15 protein-coding genes are annotated in these 15,141 nt (G+C 53.3%); 7 read left to right on the forward strand and 8 right to left on the reverse strand.

The genetic code is table 11. The features are described from left to right. Positions 1-19: 19 nt before the first annotated feature. On the reverse strand, positions 20-997 hold the full coding sequence (locus ON072_RS18855) for an ion channel (protein WP_261753029.1): 978 nt from the start codon (positions 995-997) through the stop codon (positions 20-22). Positions 998-1,269: 272 nt separating this feature from the next. On the opposite strand from ON072_RS18855, the gene prfB reads away from it, so the two are divergent. Beyond that, positions 1,270-2,368 (forward strand): peptide chain release factor 2 gene (prfB, locus tag ON072_RS18860; RefSeq protein ID WP_162173410.1). Its coding sequence is split into 2 segments (ribosomal slippage): positions 1,270-1,344 and positions 1,346-2,368, totalling 1,098 coding nucleotides; the frame shifts between segments, so codons are not numbered across the junction. A gap of 17 nt (positions 2,369-2,385) precedes the next feature. After that, positions 2,386-3,888: a lysine--tRNA ligase gene (lysS, locus tag ON072_RS18865; protein ID WP_028779438.1), complete on the forward strand. Its 1,503-nt coding sequence runs from the start codon at positions 2,386-2,388 to the stop codon at positions 3,886-3,888. A gap of 77 nt (positions 3,889-3,965) precedes the next feature. Here lysS and ON072_RS18870 read toward each other — a convergent pair whose 3' ends face one another. Continuing rightward, on the reverse strand, positions 3,966-4,895 hold the full coding sequence (locus ON072_RS18870) for a GGDEF domain-containing protein (RefSeq protein ID WP_208194498.1): 930 nt from the start codon (positions 4,893-4,895) through the stop codon (positions 3,966-3,968). A gap of 136 nt (positions 4,896-5,031) precedes the next feature. On the opposite strand from ON072_RS18870, the gene ON072_RS18875 reads away from it, so the two are divergent. Continuing rightward, positions 5,032-5,571 (forward strand): hypothetical protein, encoded by a 540-nt coding sequence (locus ON072_RS18875; protein WP_096140966.1) that lies wholly within the window; start codon positions 5,032-5,034, stop codon positions 5,569-5,571. A gap of 36 nt (positions 5,572-5,607) precedes the next feature. Here the strand turns inward: ON072_RS18875 and ON072_RS18880 are convergent, their stop codons facing one another. Beyond that, positions 5,608-6,774 carry an AAA family ATPase gene (locus ON072_RS18880; RefSeq protein ID WP_096140965.1) on the reverse strand — a complete coding sequence of 389 codons (1,167 nt, stop codon included), beginning with the start codon at positions 6,772-6,774 and terminating at the stop codon, positions 5,608-5,610. A 31-nt stretch (positions 6,775-6,805) separates the two neighbouring features. After that, positions 6,806-7,663 carry a DUF72 domain-containing protein gene (locus tag ON072_RS18885; protein ID WP_096141191.1) on the reverse strand — a complete coding sequence of 286 codons (858 nt, stop codon included), beginning with the start codon at positions 7,661-7,663 and terminating at the stop codon, positions 6,806-6,808. A gap of 333 nt (positions 7,664-7,996) precedes the next feature. Between ON072_RS18885 and ON072_RS18890 the strand changes: the two genes are divergently transcribed. After that, positions 7,997-8,434, forward strand: a complete 438-nt coding sequence (locus ON072_RS18890) for a hypothetical protein (RefSeq protein WP_025008957.1) — start codon at positions 7,997-7,999, stop codon at positions 8,432-8,434. Positions 8,435-8,524: 90 nt separating this feature from the next. On the opposite strand, the gene ON072_RS18895 is transcribed toward ON072_RS18890, so the two are convergent. After that, the gene (locus tag ON072_RS18895; protein WP_028779434.1) at positions 8,525-9,730 is read right to left on the reverse strand and encodes an aromatic amino acid transport family protein; all 1,206 of its coding nucleotides are present in this window, start codon (positions 9,728-9,730) and stop codon (positions 8,525-8,527) included. Between the two features lie 369 nt (positions 9,731-10,099). Next, entirely contained in the window at positions 10,100-10,990 is an 891-nt protein-coding gene (locus ON072_RS18900) for a LysR family transcriptional regulator (RefSeq protein ID WP_044735137.1), read from the reverse strand. Between the two features lie 99 nt (positions 10,991-11,089). Between ON072_RS18900 and ON072_RS18905 the strand changes: the two genes are divergently transcribed. Both ON072_RS18905 and ON072_RS18910 read left to right on the forward strand, forming a co-directional pair. Continuing rightward, positions 11,090-11,557 (forward strand): CidA/LrgA family protein, encoded by a 468-nt coding sequence (locus ON072_RS18905; RefSeq protein ID WP_025008958.1) that lies wholly within the window; start codon positions 11,090-11,092, stop codon positions 11,555-11,557. Positions 11,558-11,561: 4 nt separating this feature from the next. After that, complete coding sequence (locus ON072_RS18910; RefSeq protein WP_025008959.1) at positions 11,562-12,251, forward strand: LrgB family protein; 690 nt, start codon at positions 11,562-11,564, stop codon at positions 12,249-12,251. A 264-nt stretch (positions 12,252-12,515) separates the two neighbouring features. On the opposite strand, the gene ON072_RS18915 is transcribed toward ON072_RS18910, so the two are convergent. Beyond that, a complete protein-coding gene (locus tag ON072_RS18915) occupies positions 12,516-12,713 on the reverse strand; it encodes a hypothetical protein (RefSeq protein WP_261753030.1) in 198 nt (65 codons plus the stop codon). Between the two features lie 271 nt (positions 12,714-12,984). On the opposite strand from ON072_RS18915, the gene ON072_RS18920 reads away from it, so the two are divergent. Next, entirely contained in the window at positions 12,985-14,229 is a 1,245-nt protein-coding gene (locus tag ON072_RS18920) for a dicarboxylate/amino acid:cation symporter (RefSeq protein ID WP_028779431.1), read from the forward strand. Positions 14,230-14,258: 29 nt separating this feature from the next. Here the strand turns inward: ON072_RS18920 and ON072_RS18925 are convergent, their stop codons facing one another. Beyond that, positions 14,259-14,705: a hypothetical protein gene (locus ON072_RS18925; RefSeq protein ID WP_045283010.1), complete on the reverse strand. Its 447-nt coding sequence runs from the start codon at positions 14,703-14,705 to the stop codon at positions 14,259-14,261. Between the last annotated feature and the right edge of the window lie 436 nt (positions 14,706-15,141).

Below are 15,141 nucleotides of genomic sequence, written 5' to 3' on the forward strand. Positions count from 1 at the left end.
TTGGCCAGTGTGATCTGGCTCAGCGGGTCATCTTCTTGACAAACACCACCACAAACAGGGCTATGGTGAAACTGCCGGTGAAGGCTTCAATGGCGGCCACGGCGCGGGAAAAACCCACAGGGGTGAAGTCGCCGTATCCCAGGGTTGTGAAGGTTACCACCGAGTAATACAGGCAGTTGCCGAACAGCGACAGATAGTCTGTGATGGCGCGGCCCGGGGCAAACTGATGGATCCGGCCATCATAACTGACGCCGGTAAAACAGTAGATGAAGGCACAGACAAACACCAAAGCCAGCGAGAAAATCACCACCCTGAGCGGGTCTTCGCCATAACCGCAGAAGAGATCGATCAACTTGGATAACATCCTTCTGCCGCTCCATTTGGGTAGCAGATGGCGCCGCATGGTGAGCTCGCGGCGAATGTAGAGGCCGGCCATGGCAAACAGGCCTTCACGCTCGGCCGCCTTGCGCAGATCCCGGTAGATCTCTTCGGCCTGTTCAAAGTAGTCGCGGGCGATTTCACGTTCACCGACTCTTTCTGCCTGCAGTGCCATGCGTTCCTGACGCAATAGCTTGCCAGTGTAGATATTCTCGATGCGGGAACCATTCCATTTGGCTCCCAGCAGATTGCAGTTGTTGAGCTTGGCGCAGTGCAGGTTGGCGTCACGCAGGTCGGCCTTCATCAGGCTGGCGTTATCCAGAGTCAGATTGAACATGTGGGCGCCTTGAAGGTTGGCCCGATACAGCTCGGCATAACTCATGTCATAGCCGGTTTTGGAGTGATGTTTTACCAGATCGATACCGGCCAGTTCAGCCCCCTTGAGGCAGATGCCTCTGAGCATGCCGCCGCCGCGGGCGAAGGCTTCGAGCCTGGCCCTGTCTTCGGGATGGTTTTTGACGATTCTCGGGTCGTGCCAGTAACAGAGGCCTGACTCACCGGCCGGTTCCTCACAGCAAAAGCCCTCGTCTTCCTGATAACAGCAATTTTTCTGCTCCATGGTTGCAAGTATAGCCTGTCATTGAAAGCTGCTGATCGGCATGCTCGTCCGGTTTATTTACTGATTGAGTTGGCATATTTGATTTTTTGTCACAGTTTTTTCACCGCGGAATTGGCTAGAGTGTGTCAGATGCTTTATCGGAACAGACGCGGAATGCGGCGCCGGCGAAAAAAAATCAAGCTTCTACCCGCTGTGGCATAGGTTTCAGCGGCTGCTTGGGTTAAAATCCCTCGTTTGCATACGTCCTTAACACCAAAGAAAGTTGAAATCGCATGTTTGAAGTCAATCCGGTAAAAAACAAAATCAAGGAGCTTGCCGACCGCACAATGCTCCTTAGGGGGTATCTTTGACTATGACGCCAAGAAAGAGCGTCTGGAAGAAGTAAGCCGCGAGCTGGAAAGCTCCGAAGTATGGAATGAGCCAGAGCGTGCTCAGGCCCTGGGTAAAGAGCGCTCGGCGCTGGAAGTTGTGGTTAAGACCATAGACGATATGGATGCGGGCCTCGAAGATGTCGAGGGACTGCTGGAGCTGGCCATTGAAGAGGAAGATGAAGAAACCTTCAATGATGCCAACAGTGAACTGGGCGATCTGGAAAAGCGCCTGGAAGAGCTGGAATTCCGCCGTATGTTCTCGGGTCCACAGGACGCATCCGACTGCTATCTGGACATTCAGTCCGGCTCCGGCGGTACCGAAGCTCAGGACTGGGCCAACATGGTGCTGCGCATGTATCTGCGCTGGGGTGAAGAACATGACTTCAACCCTGAACTTATCGAAGTCTCAGACGGCGATGTGGCCGGTATCAAGAGTGCCACCATCAAGTTCAGCGGTGAATATGCCTATGGCTGGCTGAGAACCGAAACCGGCGTGCATCGTCTGGTACGTAAGTCGCCCTTCGACTCGGGTGGCCGTCGCCATACCTCATTCTGTTCTGTGTTTGTTTACCCTGAGATTGACGACTCCATCGAGATCGACATCAATCCAGCCGATCTGCGTATCGACGTGTACCGCGCCTCGGGTGCCGGTGGTCAGCACGTTAACAGAACCGAATCTGCGGTGCGTATTACCCACCTTCCGACCAATACCGTGGTGCAGTGCCAGAACGACCGTTCACAGCACAAGAACAAAGACACGGCTATGAAACAGCTGAAAGCCAAGCTGTTTGAGTTGGAGATGCAAAAGCAAAACGCCGAGAAGCAGGCGGCGGAAGATGCCAAGTCGGACATAGGTTGGGGCAGTCAGATCCGCTCCTACGTGCTGGATGATTCCCGCATCAAGGATCTGCGCACCGGGGTGGAAACCCGTAATACCCAGGCCGTGTTGGACGGTGATCTGGACAGATTTATTGAAGCCAGCCTGAAGTCCGGGCTGTAACAGAGAAGAAGCGGAAAATGACTGAACAAGTATTGGATGAGAACAAGCTGATCGCGGAACGTCGCGCCAAGCTGGAACATGTACGCCAGGGCTGCCCGGCCAATGGTCACCCTAACACTTTCCGTCGCAGCCACAAGGCTGCCGAGCTGCAGGCGCAGTTCGCCGATAAGAGCAAAGAAGAGCTCGAGTCTCTGGGCTTCAAGACCGCCATTGCCGGTCGGATCATGGCCAAACGCGGCCCCTTCCTGGTTTTGCAGGACGTATCCGGTCGCATTCAGGCCTATGCCGGCAAAGAAGTACAGGCTGATCTGAAAGAACGCTATCAGGGCCTGGATATCGGCGACATAGTTGGCGTTAAAGGCACTCTGCACCTGTCCGGTAAGGGCGACCTGTACGTTAATATGGAAGAGTATCAGCTGCTGACCAAGGCGCTGCGCCCACTGCCTGAGAAGTTCCACGGTTTGACCGATCAGGAAACCCGTTACCGTCAGCGTTATGTTGACCTAATCGTCAACCAGGATTCCCGTGATGCCTTCGTTATGCGCTCCAAAGTGGTTTCAGCCATACGTAACTTCATGGTGAAAAAAGAGTTTATGGAAGTGGAAACCCCTATGATGCATGTCATCCCGGGTGGTGCTTCCGCGCGTCCATTTATCACTCACCACAATGCGCTGGATATCGACATGTATCTGCGTATTGCGCCTGAGCTGTACCTCAAGCGTCTGGTTGTCGGTGGTTTTGAGCGAGTGTTCGAAATCAACCGTAACTTCCGTAACGAAGGTCTGTCGCCACGCCATAACCCTGAATTCACCATGATGGAATTCTATATGGCTTATGCAGATTACCGCGATCTGATGGATCTTACCGAAGAGATGCTGTCTTCCATCGCTCAGGATCTGCTGGGTGATACCAAGTTGCCTTACGGTGAGCACAGCATCGATTTCGGCGGCCCTTACGCCCGCATGAGCATGTTGGAAGCGATTCAGCACTACAACCCAGACAACGCCACGATTCAGGCCATGACCTATGAAGAGGTCAAGGATCTTGAGTTTATGCGTAAGCTGGCCAAAGACGTAGGGCTGGAAATCGAATCTTTCTGGACCTGTGGTCAACTGCTGGAAGAGATCTTCGGTGAAACCGCCGAGCCTAAACTGATGCAGCCTACCTTTATCACCGGCTACCCAGCGGACATCTCGCCACTGGCCCGTCGCAACGATGACAACGACTTTATCACCGACCGCTTCGAGTTCTTCATCGGTGGTCGTGAAGTGGCCAACGGCTTCAGCGAGCTCAATGACGCCGAAGATCAGGACAACCGCTTCAAGGCTCAGGTTGAAGCCAAGGATGCCGGTGACGACGAAGCCATGTTCTATGATGCCGACTATATCACGGCGCTGGAGCACGGCCTGCCACCGACAGCCGGTCAGGGCATAGGTATCGACCGTCTGGTGATGTTGTTTACCAACACTCACACTATTCGTGATGTGATCCTGTTCCCGGCCATGCGCCCACAGGCTTAAGTTCAGTCGCTCGAATTAGACGAGTCTATGCAATGAAGAAGCCGGCCAAGTGCCGGCTTTTTGTTTGCCCGTGTTTTTTAGGGCGATTCAGTGCACTTTGGCCCCTTGGCCAGCACAATCCGGTTGCGGCCCTGTGCTTTGGCTTGGTAAAGGGCGCCATCGGCCCTGGAAACCACGGCATCTATACTGGTATCACTGCATTGAAACTCGCTGAGGCCGCCGCTGATACTGGCGCATTCAGCGGCAATCCCCAAGGCTCTGAGGCGCCGGGCACACTCGCTTCGTAGGCGCTCGGCTATGGGTAATGCCTGCTCGGCAGCAGTGTGGGGCATAAGAATGACAAATTCATCGCCGCCGTAACGGGAGGCGATATCCTGAGATCTGAGGCTGGCCAGGCAGACCTCTCCCAGAGTAACTATCGCCTTGTCGCCCATCAGATGGCCAGAGCTGTCGTTGAGTTTCTTGAGATTATCGAGATCGAAGATCAATATGCTGGTCGGGGTTCGGTAACGCTGAAACAGGGTTAGGTTTTCTGTCAGCAGTTTGAGCAACTTACGGCGGTTGTAGAGCTGAGTGAGCGGATCGCGCTCGCATCTTTCCCTGAGCTCCTGCTCCAATTGATGGCGGCGGGTAATATTGCTGGCGACCCAGACCACGGCATCTTCACCCTCTATTTGAAAATCCAGCGCCTGTACCCGACCTTCAAACCAGATGGGCTCTGCGGGGCCTTGCTCTGTGAGTCCCTTGACGTCGTTGCCGCCAAGACTGTATTCCACCACCCAGAGACGGCGGCTCAGCAAGGCTTGCGCAATCTGGCTCAGAAACCATTCGCACTTGGGCTGCTGGATGACCTGGGAGATGTATTGCCCTATCAAGGTTGTGCCGTCGTGATAGTAGCGACTGTCGGAACCTCCCAGTACCGCGGCATAGCGGCCACTGCGGGTCAGAATAAATACCGGATCCGGTAAAGCGGCGAAGATAGATAAGGTCTGGGACAGAGAAAACATTTTGTCTCCTCATGGGATTTTGGTTTTATCTTAGTCCAATATATTGAATTTACGGGGCAAAATCGATTTTTTCTGCAGAAACTATACTGGAGATCTCGGTGTTGTTGTATCCGAGTTCAACCTGGAGGCTGATTTGATGAAAACTTCAGCTCTAATTTTGACTTTGACCCTGTCTTCCTTCGCCAGTGCCACCCATGCCGCACTCACTGAAGCACAGCAGATTATGTTGGATGACGCCCTGAATGCCGCTCCGCCCACCATACGTGCCAGTGTTACCGTTGTTGATTGGAACAAGAATGTGCTGCAACAAGGTGATGGCAGCTACACCTGCTTTCCAACTCCGCCACAGCTCAAGGGAACGGCTCCCATGTGTATGGATGGTCCCTGGATGGAATGGGCACACGCCTGGATGGAGAAAAAACCATTTCAAGCCAAAGCGATAGGTATTTCCTACATGCTGGCCGGTGATGGTGGGGCCAGCAATATCGACCCTTATGCCGAAATGGAAACCGCGGATAATCAATGGATAGTCGAAGGGCCGCACCTGATGATTCTGCTGCCGGATCCTGCCATGCTCGACAGTTTGCCGACTGACCCGGCTCAAGGTGGGCCCTATGTGATGTGGAAGGGCACGCCCTATGCCCACATAATGATCCCGGTCGGTGCCAGGAAGTAAGGATTCGAGTCACTCACCTTAGCCCGCAATCGCGGGCTAGTTATTGTGCCAGCGCCACGGCGGAGTCGAGAGCAAATCTTGCCCCTGGACACAAGTGGCCCCCAGCTGTTTATCCAGCTGCAATGTGTTGCAGTCTCCCTGGGTTTCCAGCGCATGGATTAATCTTGCGGCGTGTGACACTATCCAGAGCTGACACACAGAAGAGGCCTTGATGATTAAACGCGCCAGCGCGGGCAAGAGATCGGGATGCAGGCTGGTTTCGGGCTCGTTAAGCACCATTAACTCCGGCGGTCTGGGAGTCAGTAAAGCAGCCACCAACAGTAAGTACCTTAGAGTACCGTCGGACAATTCACTCAGCGACAGGGGTCTTAGCAGGCCTTGTTGGTGAAATGCCAGTTGCAGCATGCCGGCCCCCGTGGCCACTATGCTGATAGTGGCACCGGGAAAGGCATCTTTGATCGCATGATGGAAGGCGTCGGCATCACCTATCTCGAAAATAGTTTGAATCGCCGATACCAGATCGCGACCATCATGGTGCAGCACTGGGGTCAGGGTCGCCAGCTGCGCTCGACGGGCCGGTGCTTGTTGATCGCTGCGGAAATGATCGTAGAAACGCCAGGCTCGAATTCTATCCCTGAGGGTGAGGATCTCTGGGCTGCGTTCAGGATCGGCCAGTTGGCTGAGCATGCTGTCGCCGAGATGGAGATGGTTGTCCAGTAGTTGCCAGCCATGTTCCCCGCGTCTTTTCACCAGGGCACCGCGGCGCTCAACCAACACAGAGGCAGGCCGATAGAGGGAGCCGCACCAGATGGCTTCGCGTTTGATTTGGGGATCCAGGCCAAATAGCGTCGTAGAGTCAGGTTTGGGGAGTCCAAGTTCGATGAGATAGCTGAAGTCATCGGCGGCAAAACCCAATTTAAGGCGTTTGCTCTGGTGGCGCACGGTTCCTTCTATGTTGGCCGTACCTGCCAACATATCGCGACTGAACTTTTCCGGACCGGCCCAGAAACTGGACTCCAGGCCGCCTTCTTTTGCCAATGCCTTGACCACGCCACCATCAGCCGTTTGCGCCAGCAGTCTCAACGCCTTGTAGAGATTGGACTTGCCACTCCCGTTGCTGCCTGTCACCAGGTTCAGGCGCTCCAGCGGCAACACCACTTCACGTAACGAGCGGTAATTTTCTATCGCCAGACAACTCAGCATAAGGACCTCGCGGATAAATAGCTTGTGCCGGTCACAGTGCCAGACCCAGCTGTTGGTTTTGGGAGTCAGCCTGTTCAGCTAGCAGAAACGCCTGAAGAGGTTGGCCGTGTTTGGCTTGCCAGCGAGCGCTCAGCAGACGCTGCAGGCTTATGGCCAGCTCAGGTGCTTGGGCATTATCCGGGGTGTGGATGAACAGATAGGGTTGGCGCTCCTCCTCCAGCCATTGGCATAGCTTGTCCAGCCAAGGCTTGAAGAAGCCCTGATTGGCCTCAAGCTCAGGGTGGCCGATAAAGCGCACTGTGGGATAGCGGCCGGTGGCTATGGCATGTACCGGTACTTTGGGTTTCTTTTCATGGGCATCGATGACGGCGGCACTGTTTGGCGGCGCGGCAAATACCGGTCGGGTGTCCATTATGATGCGGTTGACCGAGCGCTGCAGCAGCAAGCGGTTGAGTTGACGCTCGGCTTCCCCTTTGGCAAAGAAGGCCGGGTGGCGCACCTCAACCCCAAGAGGCAACTCGGTTGGCAGTTTGCCAAGAAAGGCGTCCAGTGACCCAAGGGCTTCTGGGCCAAAATAGCCGGGCAACTGAATCTTCCACAGACCTGTCTTGGCAAACAGTGGCGACATCACCTGCAGGAACTGCTTGAGCTCATCGTCACAGTGCCTCAGTTGCAACTTGTGAGTGATCTCCTGTGGCAGTTTAAAGGTAAAGCGAAAGTCCTCACCCACGGCATCGCGCCAGTTACTGACGCTGTTTGCTGACGGGGTGGCATAAAAGCTGGTGTTGCCCTCCACCGTATTGAAAACCTCGGCGTAGCGCGCCAGACGCTCGGCTTGAGGCGTCCCCTTTCCATAAAGGCTTTGCTGCCACTGGTTATGGGACCACATGGCCAGTCCCAATTTCAGCTCTGGTATCTGTTGCTGACCGCTCACCACGGGCTCCGTCAAATGAGTCTCCGGCGCTATTGTGTCTGCCGTCACTATTGGGGTCAAGTTTGCCAAGTGAGTACAGCAGGCGCTATTGCCGCCACAAAATGCACAGATTTCCAGCAGAGTTCAAATTGATAACACATTGAGTTTGCGACGCTTCTTGATGCTTGCGTATAATGAACCGGCCGTTGTGAACGGCAGTAACCACAGACATAAGGACAAGATGTCGTTAAATTGGGTTGAAGCCGACCCGCGTGTTTCAGCCCATTCCATTCAAATTAAGGATGATTTATGCCCGATCCCCAGAGTGCCTCAGCGCAGGACGAGCCGTTACCCCAGACAGTAACCCTTGCAGACTTACCCGCCGATATCCAATTGGTATTGCCGATAGACAATGCGCCGAGCGCGATAGCCAGGTTGGCCTTTGGGGTATTACTGCTGAGTGCCTCCATTCTCTGGTGGCTGCTGGATGACGCCAGTGCGCTGCAAATAGGCAATCCCATGGTGGCCAATCTGCTGGCGCTGGTTGGAGTCTTGCTTGGCGGCGCCAGTTTTATCAGTGGCAGGAGCGCAATGCAGCAAAGGCAGCAGCGGCGCCAACAGGCCCTGGAACAGCAGCTGGATCAGCGAGTCGTCATCAGTGAGCAAGAGATCCCGGAAGGGTTTGACCTGGTTTTTTCCCAGCTGTCAGCCAGTCGCTTCAGAGTATCGTTGGAACCGATAAACTGAAGGATGAACCAAAGTAAAACGCAGCCCGAGAGCTGCGTTTTACTTTAAGAATGGACGGCGGCCAGTTTGCCGACTCCATACAATCCCTTGTTAGCCTACCTTGGTCAGTATCCCGGCCATTTGCAGCAGTTGGCTGAGAATAATCACCACCCCGCACAGCGCAGCCAGCATGAGTGCCGCTTTGCCGCCGCCAACCCGGTAGCTGCCCTCGGACATTGGCTGGCTCCTTTGCTTCCAGACCATGGCGACGGGCAGGAATACTGCCAGTATCACCAAAGCTATCGAGGCATAGCCCAGGGCGGCCATAAATCCCTGAGGGTAGAAGAGGGCAAATCCCAGCGGAGGCAGGAAGGTGATGGCCGCCGTTTGCAGCCTGTGGCCGGCACTGTCGTTGCGTCGCAGAATATCGCCCATAAAATCAAATAGCCCCAGGCTGACTCCCAGGAAGGAGGTGGCCAGTGCCAGGTCGGCAAATATGGATACAGTCTGGCCTATCATGGGGTTATGCAGCAGTTGCCCCAAGCCATTGATGAATTTGGGGAGCTCCTTGGAGGCCATCAATTCACTCTGGCTCAAGGCGCCCTGACTGGCCAGTTGCCAAAGCAGGTAAACCAGCAGCGGCAGGGCCGAGCCGACAATCATGATCTTCTTCAGCGCCTTGATATCCAGCCCCACATAGCGCACCACTGAGGGGATAGAGCCGTGAAACCCAAAAGAGGTGAAGATTACCGGCAGGGCAGAGATGACCAAACCTTGCTGCAACGGCAGCTCCAGCAGGTATCCGCCTTGGGCGTGGGGCAACAGCAGCGCCAACATGATGACCAGGGCAATAATCTTCAAGGCAAATAACACCCGGTTAATCATATCGACCGAATGAGTGCCTATGGCGACCACCAGGGCTATCAGCAGGGCAAAGCCAATGGCACCCACCTGGGGGGGAAGTGTTAAATCCGCATAGCGAACCAATTTATCGTTGAGCTGGGCACCACCACCGGCAATATAGGCGGCGCACAGGGCGTACAGCAGGAACATCATCGCCAGGCTGGCCAGCAACTGCCCCTTACGGCCGAGCAACTTGTGCGCCAAGGTGTGCAGAGTGGCATGAGCCGGGGCATGTTGATGCACTTCCAGCATTAACAGCGCTGTGTAACTCATCAATCCCCAGAGTAGTAGCATCAGTATCGAGGCGACCCCGAAACCCAGGCCGGCAGAAGCCAGCGGCAGCGCCAGCATCCCGGCGCCTATCGTGGTGCCTGCAATGATCAGCATGCTACCGAAGGTTTTGTTGTTCTTCATTTTATTACATTCTCAACAAGCATTTTCGTACTGGGTCCCCAGGGTTTTGGTTTGAGGGATCCCCAAGAGAGCCGGATAACCGGTAACGAAACCTGACAACAAAGCCACAATGGCTCACAGGAGAGGGAAGTTCAGGTCATTATCCCCATCAAAGCCACTGTGGCTTGGGATAGAGATAAAGCTTGTGTATTGGCCGCATTGCGAACCTCGGGTTGTGTAAATGAACCCCGGGCCCATTGGGCCCGGAAAAGTGTGATTCACCTTAGCGGCGCGAAAAGAGGGTGTCAATGAGTTTGTACTGCTGTAACGGTACGCTGTGACTCGGTTGGCGAAAATTAACTCGGCTGCAGCACTTGAAGCGTCGGGATTTCAGCTCAGCGCCAGCCGTTGTCTGACCAGCTCGACCATGGCCTGGGCGGCAAAAGACAGTGGTTGCCCCCGGCGCCAGAACAGCGACAGCTCCCAGATCAGATCTGAGGCGGCCAGAGGAATACTGATCACCCCGGCCACCGCGTGGCGCTCGGCAATAAAGCTGGGCAGTATCATGGCACCTGTGCCTGCTGCCACCAGGGCGATACCAAAGTCGGGATGACTGACCCGAGTCACATCTTTGGGGCTGAAGCCGGCTCTCTGACAGGCATTTATCACCAGCTCATGCAGGGCATATTCGGGTTCGAACAGTATCTGTGGAATATCTGCCAATGCCTTGAGGGTCAGCTCTTGGCTATTGGCCAAAGGATGTTGTCTTGGCAATACCACCACCATTGGGTCGCGGCGGATCCTGATGCCATCAAACTCATCCTCAAAGGAGATGATCCCGGTTGCCAGCTCGATTTCCCCCTTCTTGAGGGCAGCGGTTTGCTCTACGCCGCCGCGAACCAAGAGATGCATCTGCACCTTGGGATAACGGCTGCGAAAGCGAGCGATGACAGGAGCAAAGAGTTCGGCACTGCCGAGGGGGGCCAGTCCTAGATGCAGTTCACCCGAGTTGAGACTGCGCTGTGCCGCCAGCTCTCTGAGCATGTTGCGACGTACATTCAATAGTTCCTGGCCGTGACGGTAGACGACCTCTCCGGCTGCTGTGGGACGTAACTGGCTGCCGCGTTTGCCCCTTTCCAAGAGCACAAGATCCAGATCCTGTTCCAACTGGCGAATAGACTTGGACAGCGCAGGTTGGGTCAGGTGGATCTTTTCCGCCGCTTTGGCAAATCCGCCGGCATCCACTATCTCAATAAAGTAGCGAACAACTTTCAGATCCAATTGAATAACTCTATGGAATGCAAACTATGCTTAATATTCATTTTTTTTATTGATATTGCAAGCCTAGAATAAACCCCAGTTAAGTTATTCGGTAAAGATATGCACTCCCTCAGCAAACGCCCGGCTTCTCCTCACAGAGTGGCCAAAGTCATTTGGCTCCAAGGCAAACACATAAGCGCGACCTTGCTGCAAATTGCGGCTATCTGTTTGCTGGCATGGGCCACTCATGCCTTGGCCGCCGCTTTGCATTCTCCCATTCCCGGCAGTGTACTTGGGATGCTGGTAGTGTTGTTGGCGCTCGGGCTCAAGCTTATACCGGAAAAGGCGTTGCAACTGGGAGCGGCCTGGTTGATTGGCGATCTCTTGCTGTTTTTTATTCCACCCGTGATTTCAGTACTCAAGTATGAAACCCTGCTGGAGGAGTATGGTTTCAATATTATGCTGACCCTGGTGCTCGGCAGCGCTTCGGTATTGCTGGGAACCGGTTTTGTGGTGGATAGAGTGTTTCGCTTCGAGCGGCGCCTCAATTTGAAACGCCAACTGGCCAAACATGGAGTGCAAGGGTAACCCTATGTCTCATACCTTGCTTGCTCTCTTGAGTCTGCTGATCACTCTTATCTGTTATTACGGCGCCAAGGCTTTATATCGAAGGCATCGTAGCTGGTGGTTGGCACCGATATTTTTGGCGCCTTTGGCCGTGCTGGCCGTGGTGCTGCTGTTGGCGATCCCTCTGCCGACCTATTTTGAGTACACCCATTGGCTGATGGCATTACTGGCTCCGGCGACCATAGCTTTCGCTGTACCTATTTACCGCGAGCGCAAGTTAATCCGCCGTTATCCGATCACCATTAGCCTTGGGGTTATGGCCGGACTCATGTTGGGCCTGGTGTCATCCTGGCTGTTGGTCAAGTTGGTGCCTCTGCCCAGTGAACTGAGCCACAGCGTACTGGTACGCTCTGTGTCGACTCCATTTGCCATGGAGGCCACTGGTGCCTTCGGTGGCGTGCCGGAATTAACCGCCATGTTGGTGTTGCTCACCGGCGTGATAGGCATGCTGGTGTGTGAGCCGCTGTTTAAATTGGCGAGGATAAAAACATCTCTTGGGAAAGGGGTGGCACTCGGTGCTTCTGCCCATGGGGCCGGCGCCGCCAAAGCCAGTGAGTTTGGTCAGCAGGAAGGCGTGATTGCCAGCTTGACGATGATCTTTACCGGCATTGCCATGGTGCTCGGCGCGCCCTTATTTGCGTTGATTTTTGTTTGACTTAACCGAATTTGATTCAAGTAGGTGACCTGGCCACAAGGGTTACTGCCATTTTTGAGTCTATCCATCACCCGATGGCCTTTTCTTGTGGTGACCGCCTGCATCGTCAGGCGTTTTTCCTGAGCCTCTCAGGTAATATGTTGCTTGATTTGCCGGTGCGCCCCACCGGCTTTTTTTTGTCCATTTTTTAGCTAGATGACTATCTTTTCCGATAGCGCATTTATGCTTCCCCTGTCCCGTATTTGTGGTTTCCTCCTTCGCTGTTTATCTCGTATTTTTATGCGTGGTTTGCTCTGTGGCTGCTTTTGTGCCTGAAGCTGTGCAGGCAGGAAATTCCGGTTTGATGACGAAATTAACAAGCAGGATCTGCAGTAAAATAGCGGCTTGGCTAATTGGCTTACTGCCAATTCCATATTTATTGGTTTTTAATGCTTCTTTATATGATTTTTTGGAGTTATTCACTGTCAAGTATTTTGTATTTGTTTGCTATTTGTTTCTGATTTGTGATTTTGTAAACGCGCCATTCTTGAGTGAATTTATTTAATAAGTTTAAAAATTATTTAAAAACAATGTTTTCTGCATTTTATTTGACAGCTGTTGCATGTTGCCCAGGCGAGTTTTGATCATTTTGTCATTGAATTTTTGAGTAGCATGTTTCACTATCCCTTCCCAGAGCGAACAGGGAAGACAGTTGTGCATCAGGAACGATGCCGAATTGGAACGTACAATGGCGATACTCAAATCTCTTTCCGGACGGATCTTTATGGGTCTGTTTAGCGGCCTGTTGTTGGGCTCTGTGGTGCAATATGGGCTGGGCCATATCGGCTTCTTTTCCGGTACCCTGGTCGAGGTAGCCACCGCGGCAGGCACCATGTTTGTCAATATGATCATGATGCTGGTGATGCCGCTGGTGTTTGTCAGCATAGTCTGTGGTGTCTGCGAATTGCAGGATCTCAAGAGCTTCGGCCGCTTGGGCGGCAAGACTTTCAGCTTCTATATCATCAATACTCTGGTCGCCATCCTGGCGGCGGTGTGTGTGTCACTATTGCTGCAGCCCGGTGTCGGGGTTGATATGAGTGGTGGCACGGATGTGGCCATTACCGCGACTGAACTGCCCAATTTGATGAGTCTGATTGTCGGCATAGTGCCAAGCAATCCTGTCGATGCCTTTATGTCGGGCAACATGTTGCAGGTGATCTTTATGGCGCTGCTGCTGGGCGGAGTTATCAAGTCGCTGGATGAAGCCGGCAGCTCAGCTGTCAGAGGCTTTCAGGTCGCCAATAGGATCATGATGAAGCTCATTATGACTGTGATGCAGTTGGCGCCATTTGGTGTGTTTGCGCTGATGTTCAAACTGGGTGCCACCCTGGAAGCCAAAGTCTTTCTCAGTGTGCTGGGTTATATGGCGATTATTCTAACCATGCTGCTGCTGTGGATTTTCATTGTTTATCCTCTGGCTGTGGCTGTGTTCACCCCGGTCAGTGCCAAGAGTTTTCGTGCCAAGACCCAAGAGCAGATCCTTTTCTCTCTGTCGACTGCCAGCTCCAATGCCACCATCCCGGTGACCATGCGAACCTTGACCGAAAAGCTCGGGGTTAACAAAGCAGTGGCAGGGTTTGGCGTGCCTCTGGGTGCCACCATGAATATGGGCGGCGTGTCGATTTATATCACTATCGCCATCTTCTTTGTCGCCAACGCCTTTGGTCAGCCTATCTCCAGTGAACAGCTGCCAACTCTGATATTCAGTATCTTTCTGCTGTCGGTGGGCGCCGGCGGGGTTCCCGGCGGCGGTATGGTGATGATAGGTGTATTAATCCATCAACTGGGCTTACCCGTGGAAGCTTTTGCGATAGTGGCGGCGCTGGACAGAATCATAGATATGGTACTGACTTCCTGCAATGTGGTGGGCGACGCTGCAGTGCTTACCATAGTGGACCAAACAGAGAAGGTACATCAGACAGAGGCGGTTAACGCCTGATAAAGAATCCGGCCACTGGCCGGATTCTTTTATGGCTGACAGCTGGATTTGAGCTGTGCCAGACTGGTTTGGAAATCACTCATCTGGATAGCCGATGAGAAAGAGCCACCGGAACGAAACGAGATAACTTCAAGCGAAATTGGCTCACTGTGGAGCGAGGTCAGTTCGGCCCAGAGATCTTCATCGGCGCGGGCCTGGGTGGTGAGTGTCGTCAACGAGCTCACGCTGGCTAGTTGCAGGATCTCACCATCGGCGGTTCTTAACACCAAGACACTGGGATCCTGACTATAGGCATAAGACTGAGGCACCCTCACTATCAATCTCGGCTGGGGTTGTTGCACTGAGCACTGTATCTGCAGTTGAGTCGCATCCTGATGGAAGGATATCTGGTGGAAATGTTCTACATCACCTCGGCAATGAAATGCCGTCAAAGCCAACGCGCTTAGCAGAGGTGCAGACAGCAGCAACTTATTCATAGTGTCTCTTGGAAAGGTTAACTAACGGCGTCAAATTAAGTACTTTTGTCAAAATCTTGGCGATTTTATAGCAGAGGTTGTTTTTTGGGTAATTATTATTGTTTCGTTTGCTGGTAACTTCTCATTTGTATGACTTTAGGTTTACATGCCTTACTGTATATGGCTTTTGTCTATTTATCCTGTTTGAAACTCATTGCCTGTAGTCTGGAAGTTTGGCCATGAGAGACGGTTTTAACTAATGGCTATCAATTGGACCAAAGCTGGATGGAATAGGGCTGATGACTCGGGAGCAGCGAGCCTTGATATGCGGGGGATTCTTCCTGGTAACCAACTTAAACCTATGCACTTAAACCCATGCACTTGAAGCTGTGAAATGCCAATAAAAAAGGTTCATCGCGGATCTCCGGGGAACGCCTCTCTGACTTTCAGAAAGAAG

It is taken from the genome of Shewanella sp. K8, assembly GCF_028823715.1.
Classification (GTDB): domain Bacteria; phylum Pseudomonadota; class Gammaproteobacteria; order Enterobacterales; family Shewanellaceae; genus Shewanella; species Shewanella algae.

What these genes read in the sequence shown, in the direction of transcription:
- ON072_RS18855 (WP_261753029.1), bottom strand. Translation starts at nt 997, where the DNA reads ATGGAGCAGAAAAATTGCTGTTATCAGGAAGACGAGGGCTTTTGCTGT.
- lysS (WP_028779438.1), top strand. Translation starts at nt 2,386, where the DNA reads ATGACTGAACAAGTATTGGATGAGAACAAGCTGATCGCGGAACGTCGC.
- ON072_RS18870 (WP_208194498.1), bottom strand. Translation starts at nt 4,895, where the DNA reads ATGTTTTCTCTGTCCCAGACCTTATCTATCTTCGCCGCTTTACCGGAT.
- ON072_RS18875 (WP_096140966.1), top strand. Translation starts at nt 5,032, where the DNA reads ATGAAAACTTCAGCTCTAATTTTGACTTTGACCCTGTCTTCCTTCGCC.
- ON072_RS18880 (WP_096140965.1), bottom strand. Translation starts at nt 6,774, where the DNA reads ATGCTGAGTTGTCTGGCGATAGAAAATTACCGCTCGTTACGTGAAGTG.
- ON072_RS18885 (WP_096141191.1), bottom strand. Translation starts at nt 7,663, where the DNA reads ATGTGGTCCCATAACCAGTGGCAGCAAAGCCTTTATGGAAAGGGGACG.
- ON072_RS18890 (WP_025008957.1), top strand. Translation starts at nt 7,997, where the DNA reads ATGCCCGATCCCCAGAGTGCCTCAGCGCAGGACGAGCCGTTACCCCAG.
- ON072_RS18895 (WP_028779434.1), bottom strand. Translation starts at nt 9,730, where the DNA reads ATGAAGAACAACAAAACCTTCGGTAGCATGCTGATCATTGCAGGCACC.
- ON072_RS18905 (WP_025008958.1), top strand. Translation starts at nt 11,090, where the DNA reads ATGCACTCCCTCAGCAAACGCCCGGCTTCTCCTCACAGAGTGGCCAAA.
- ON072_RS18910 (WP_025008959.1), top strand. Translation starts at nt 11,562, where the DNA reads ATGTCTCATACCTTGCTTGCTCTCTTGAGTCTGCTGATCACTCTTATC.
- ON072_RS18925 (WP_045283010.1), bottom strand. Translation starts at nt 14,705, where the DNA reads ATGAATAAGTTGCTGCTGTCTGCACCTCTGCTAAGCGCGTTGGCTTTG.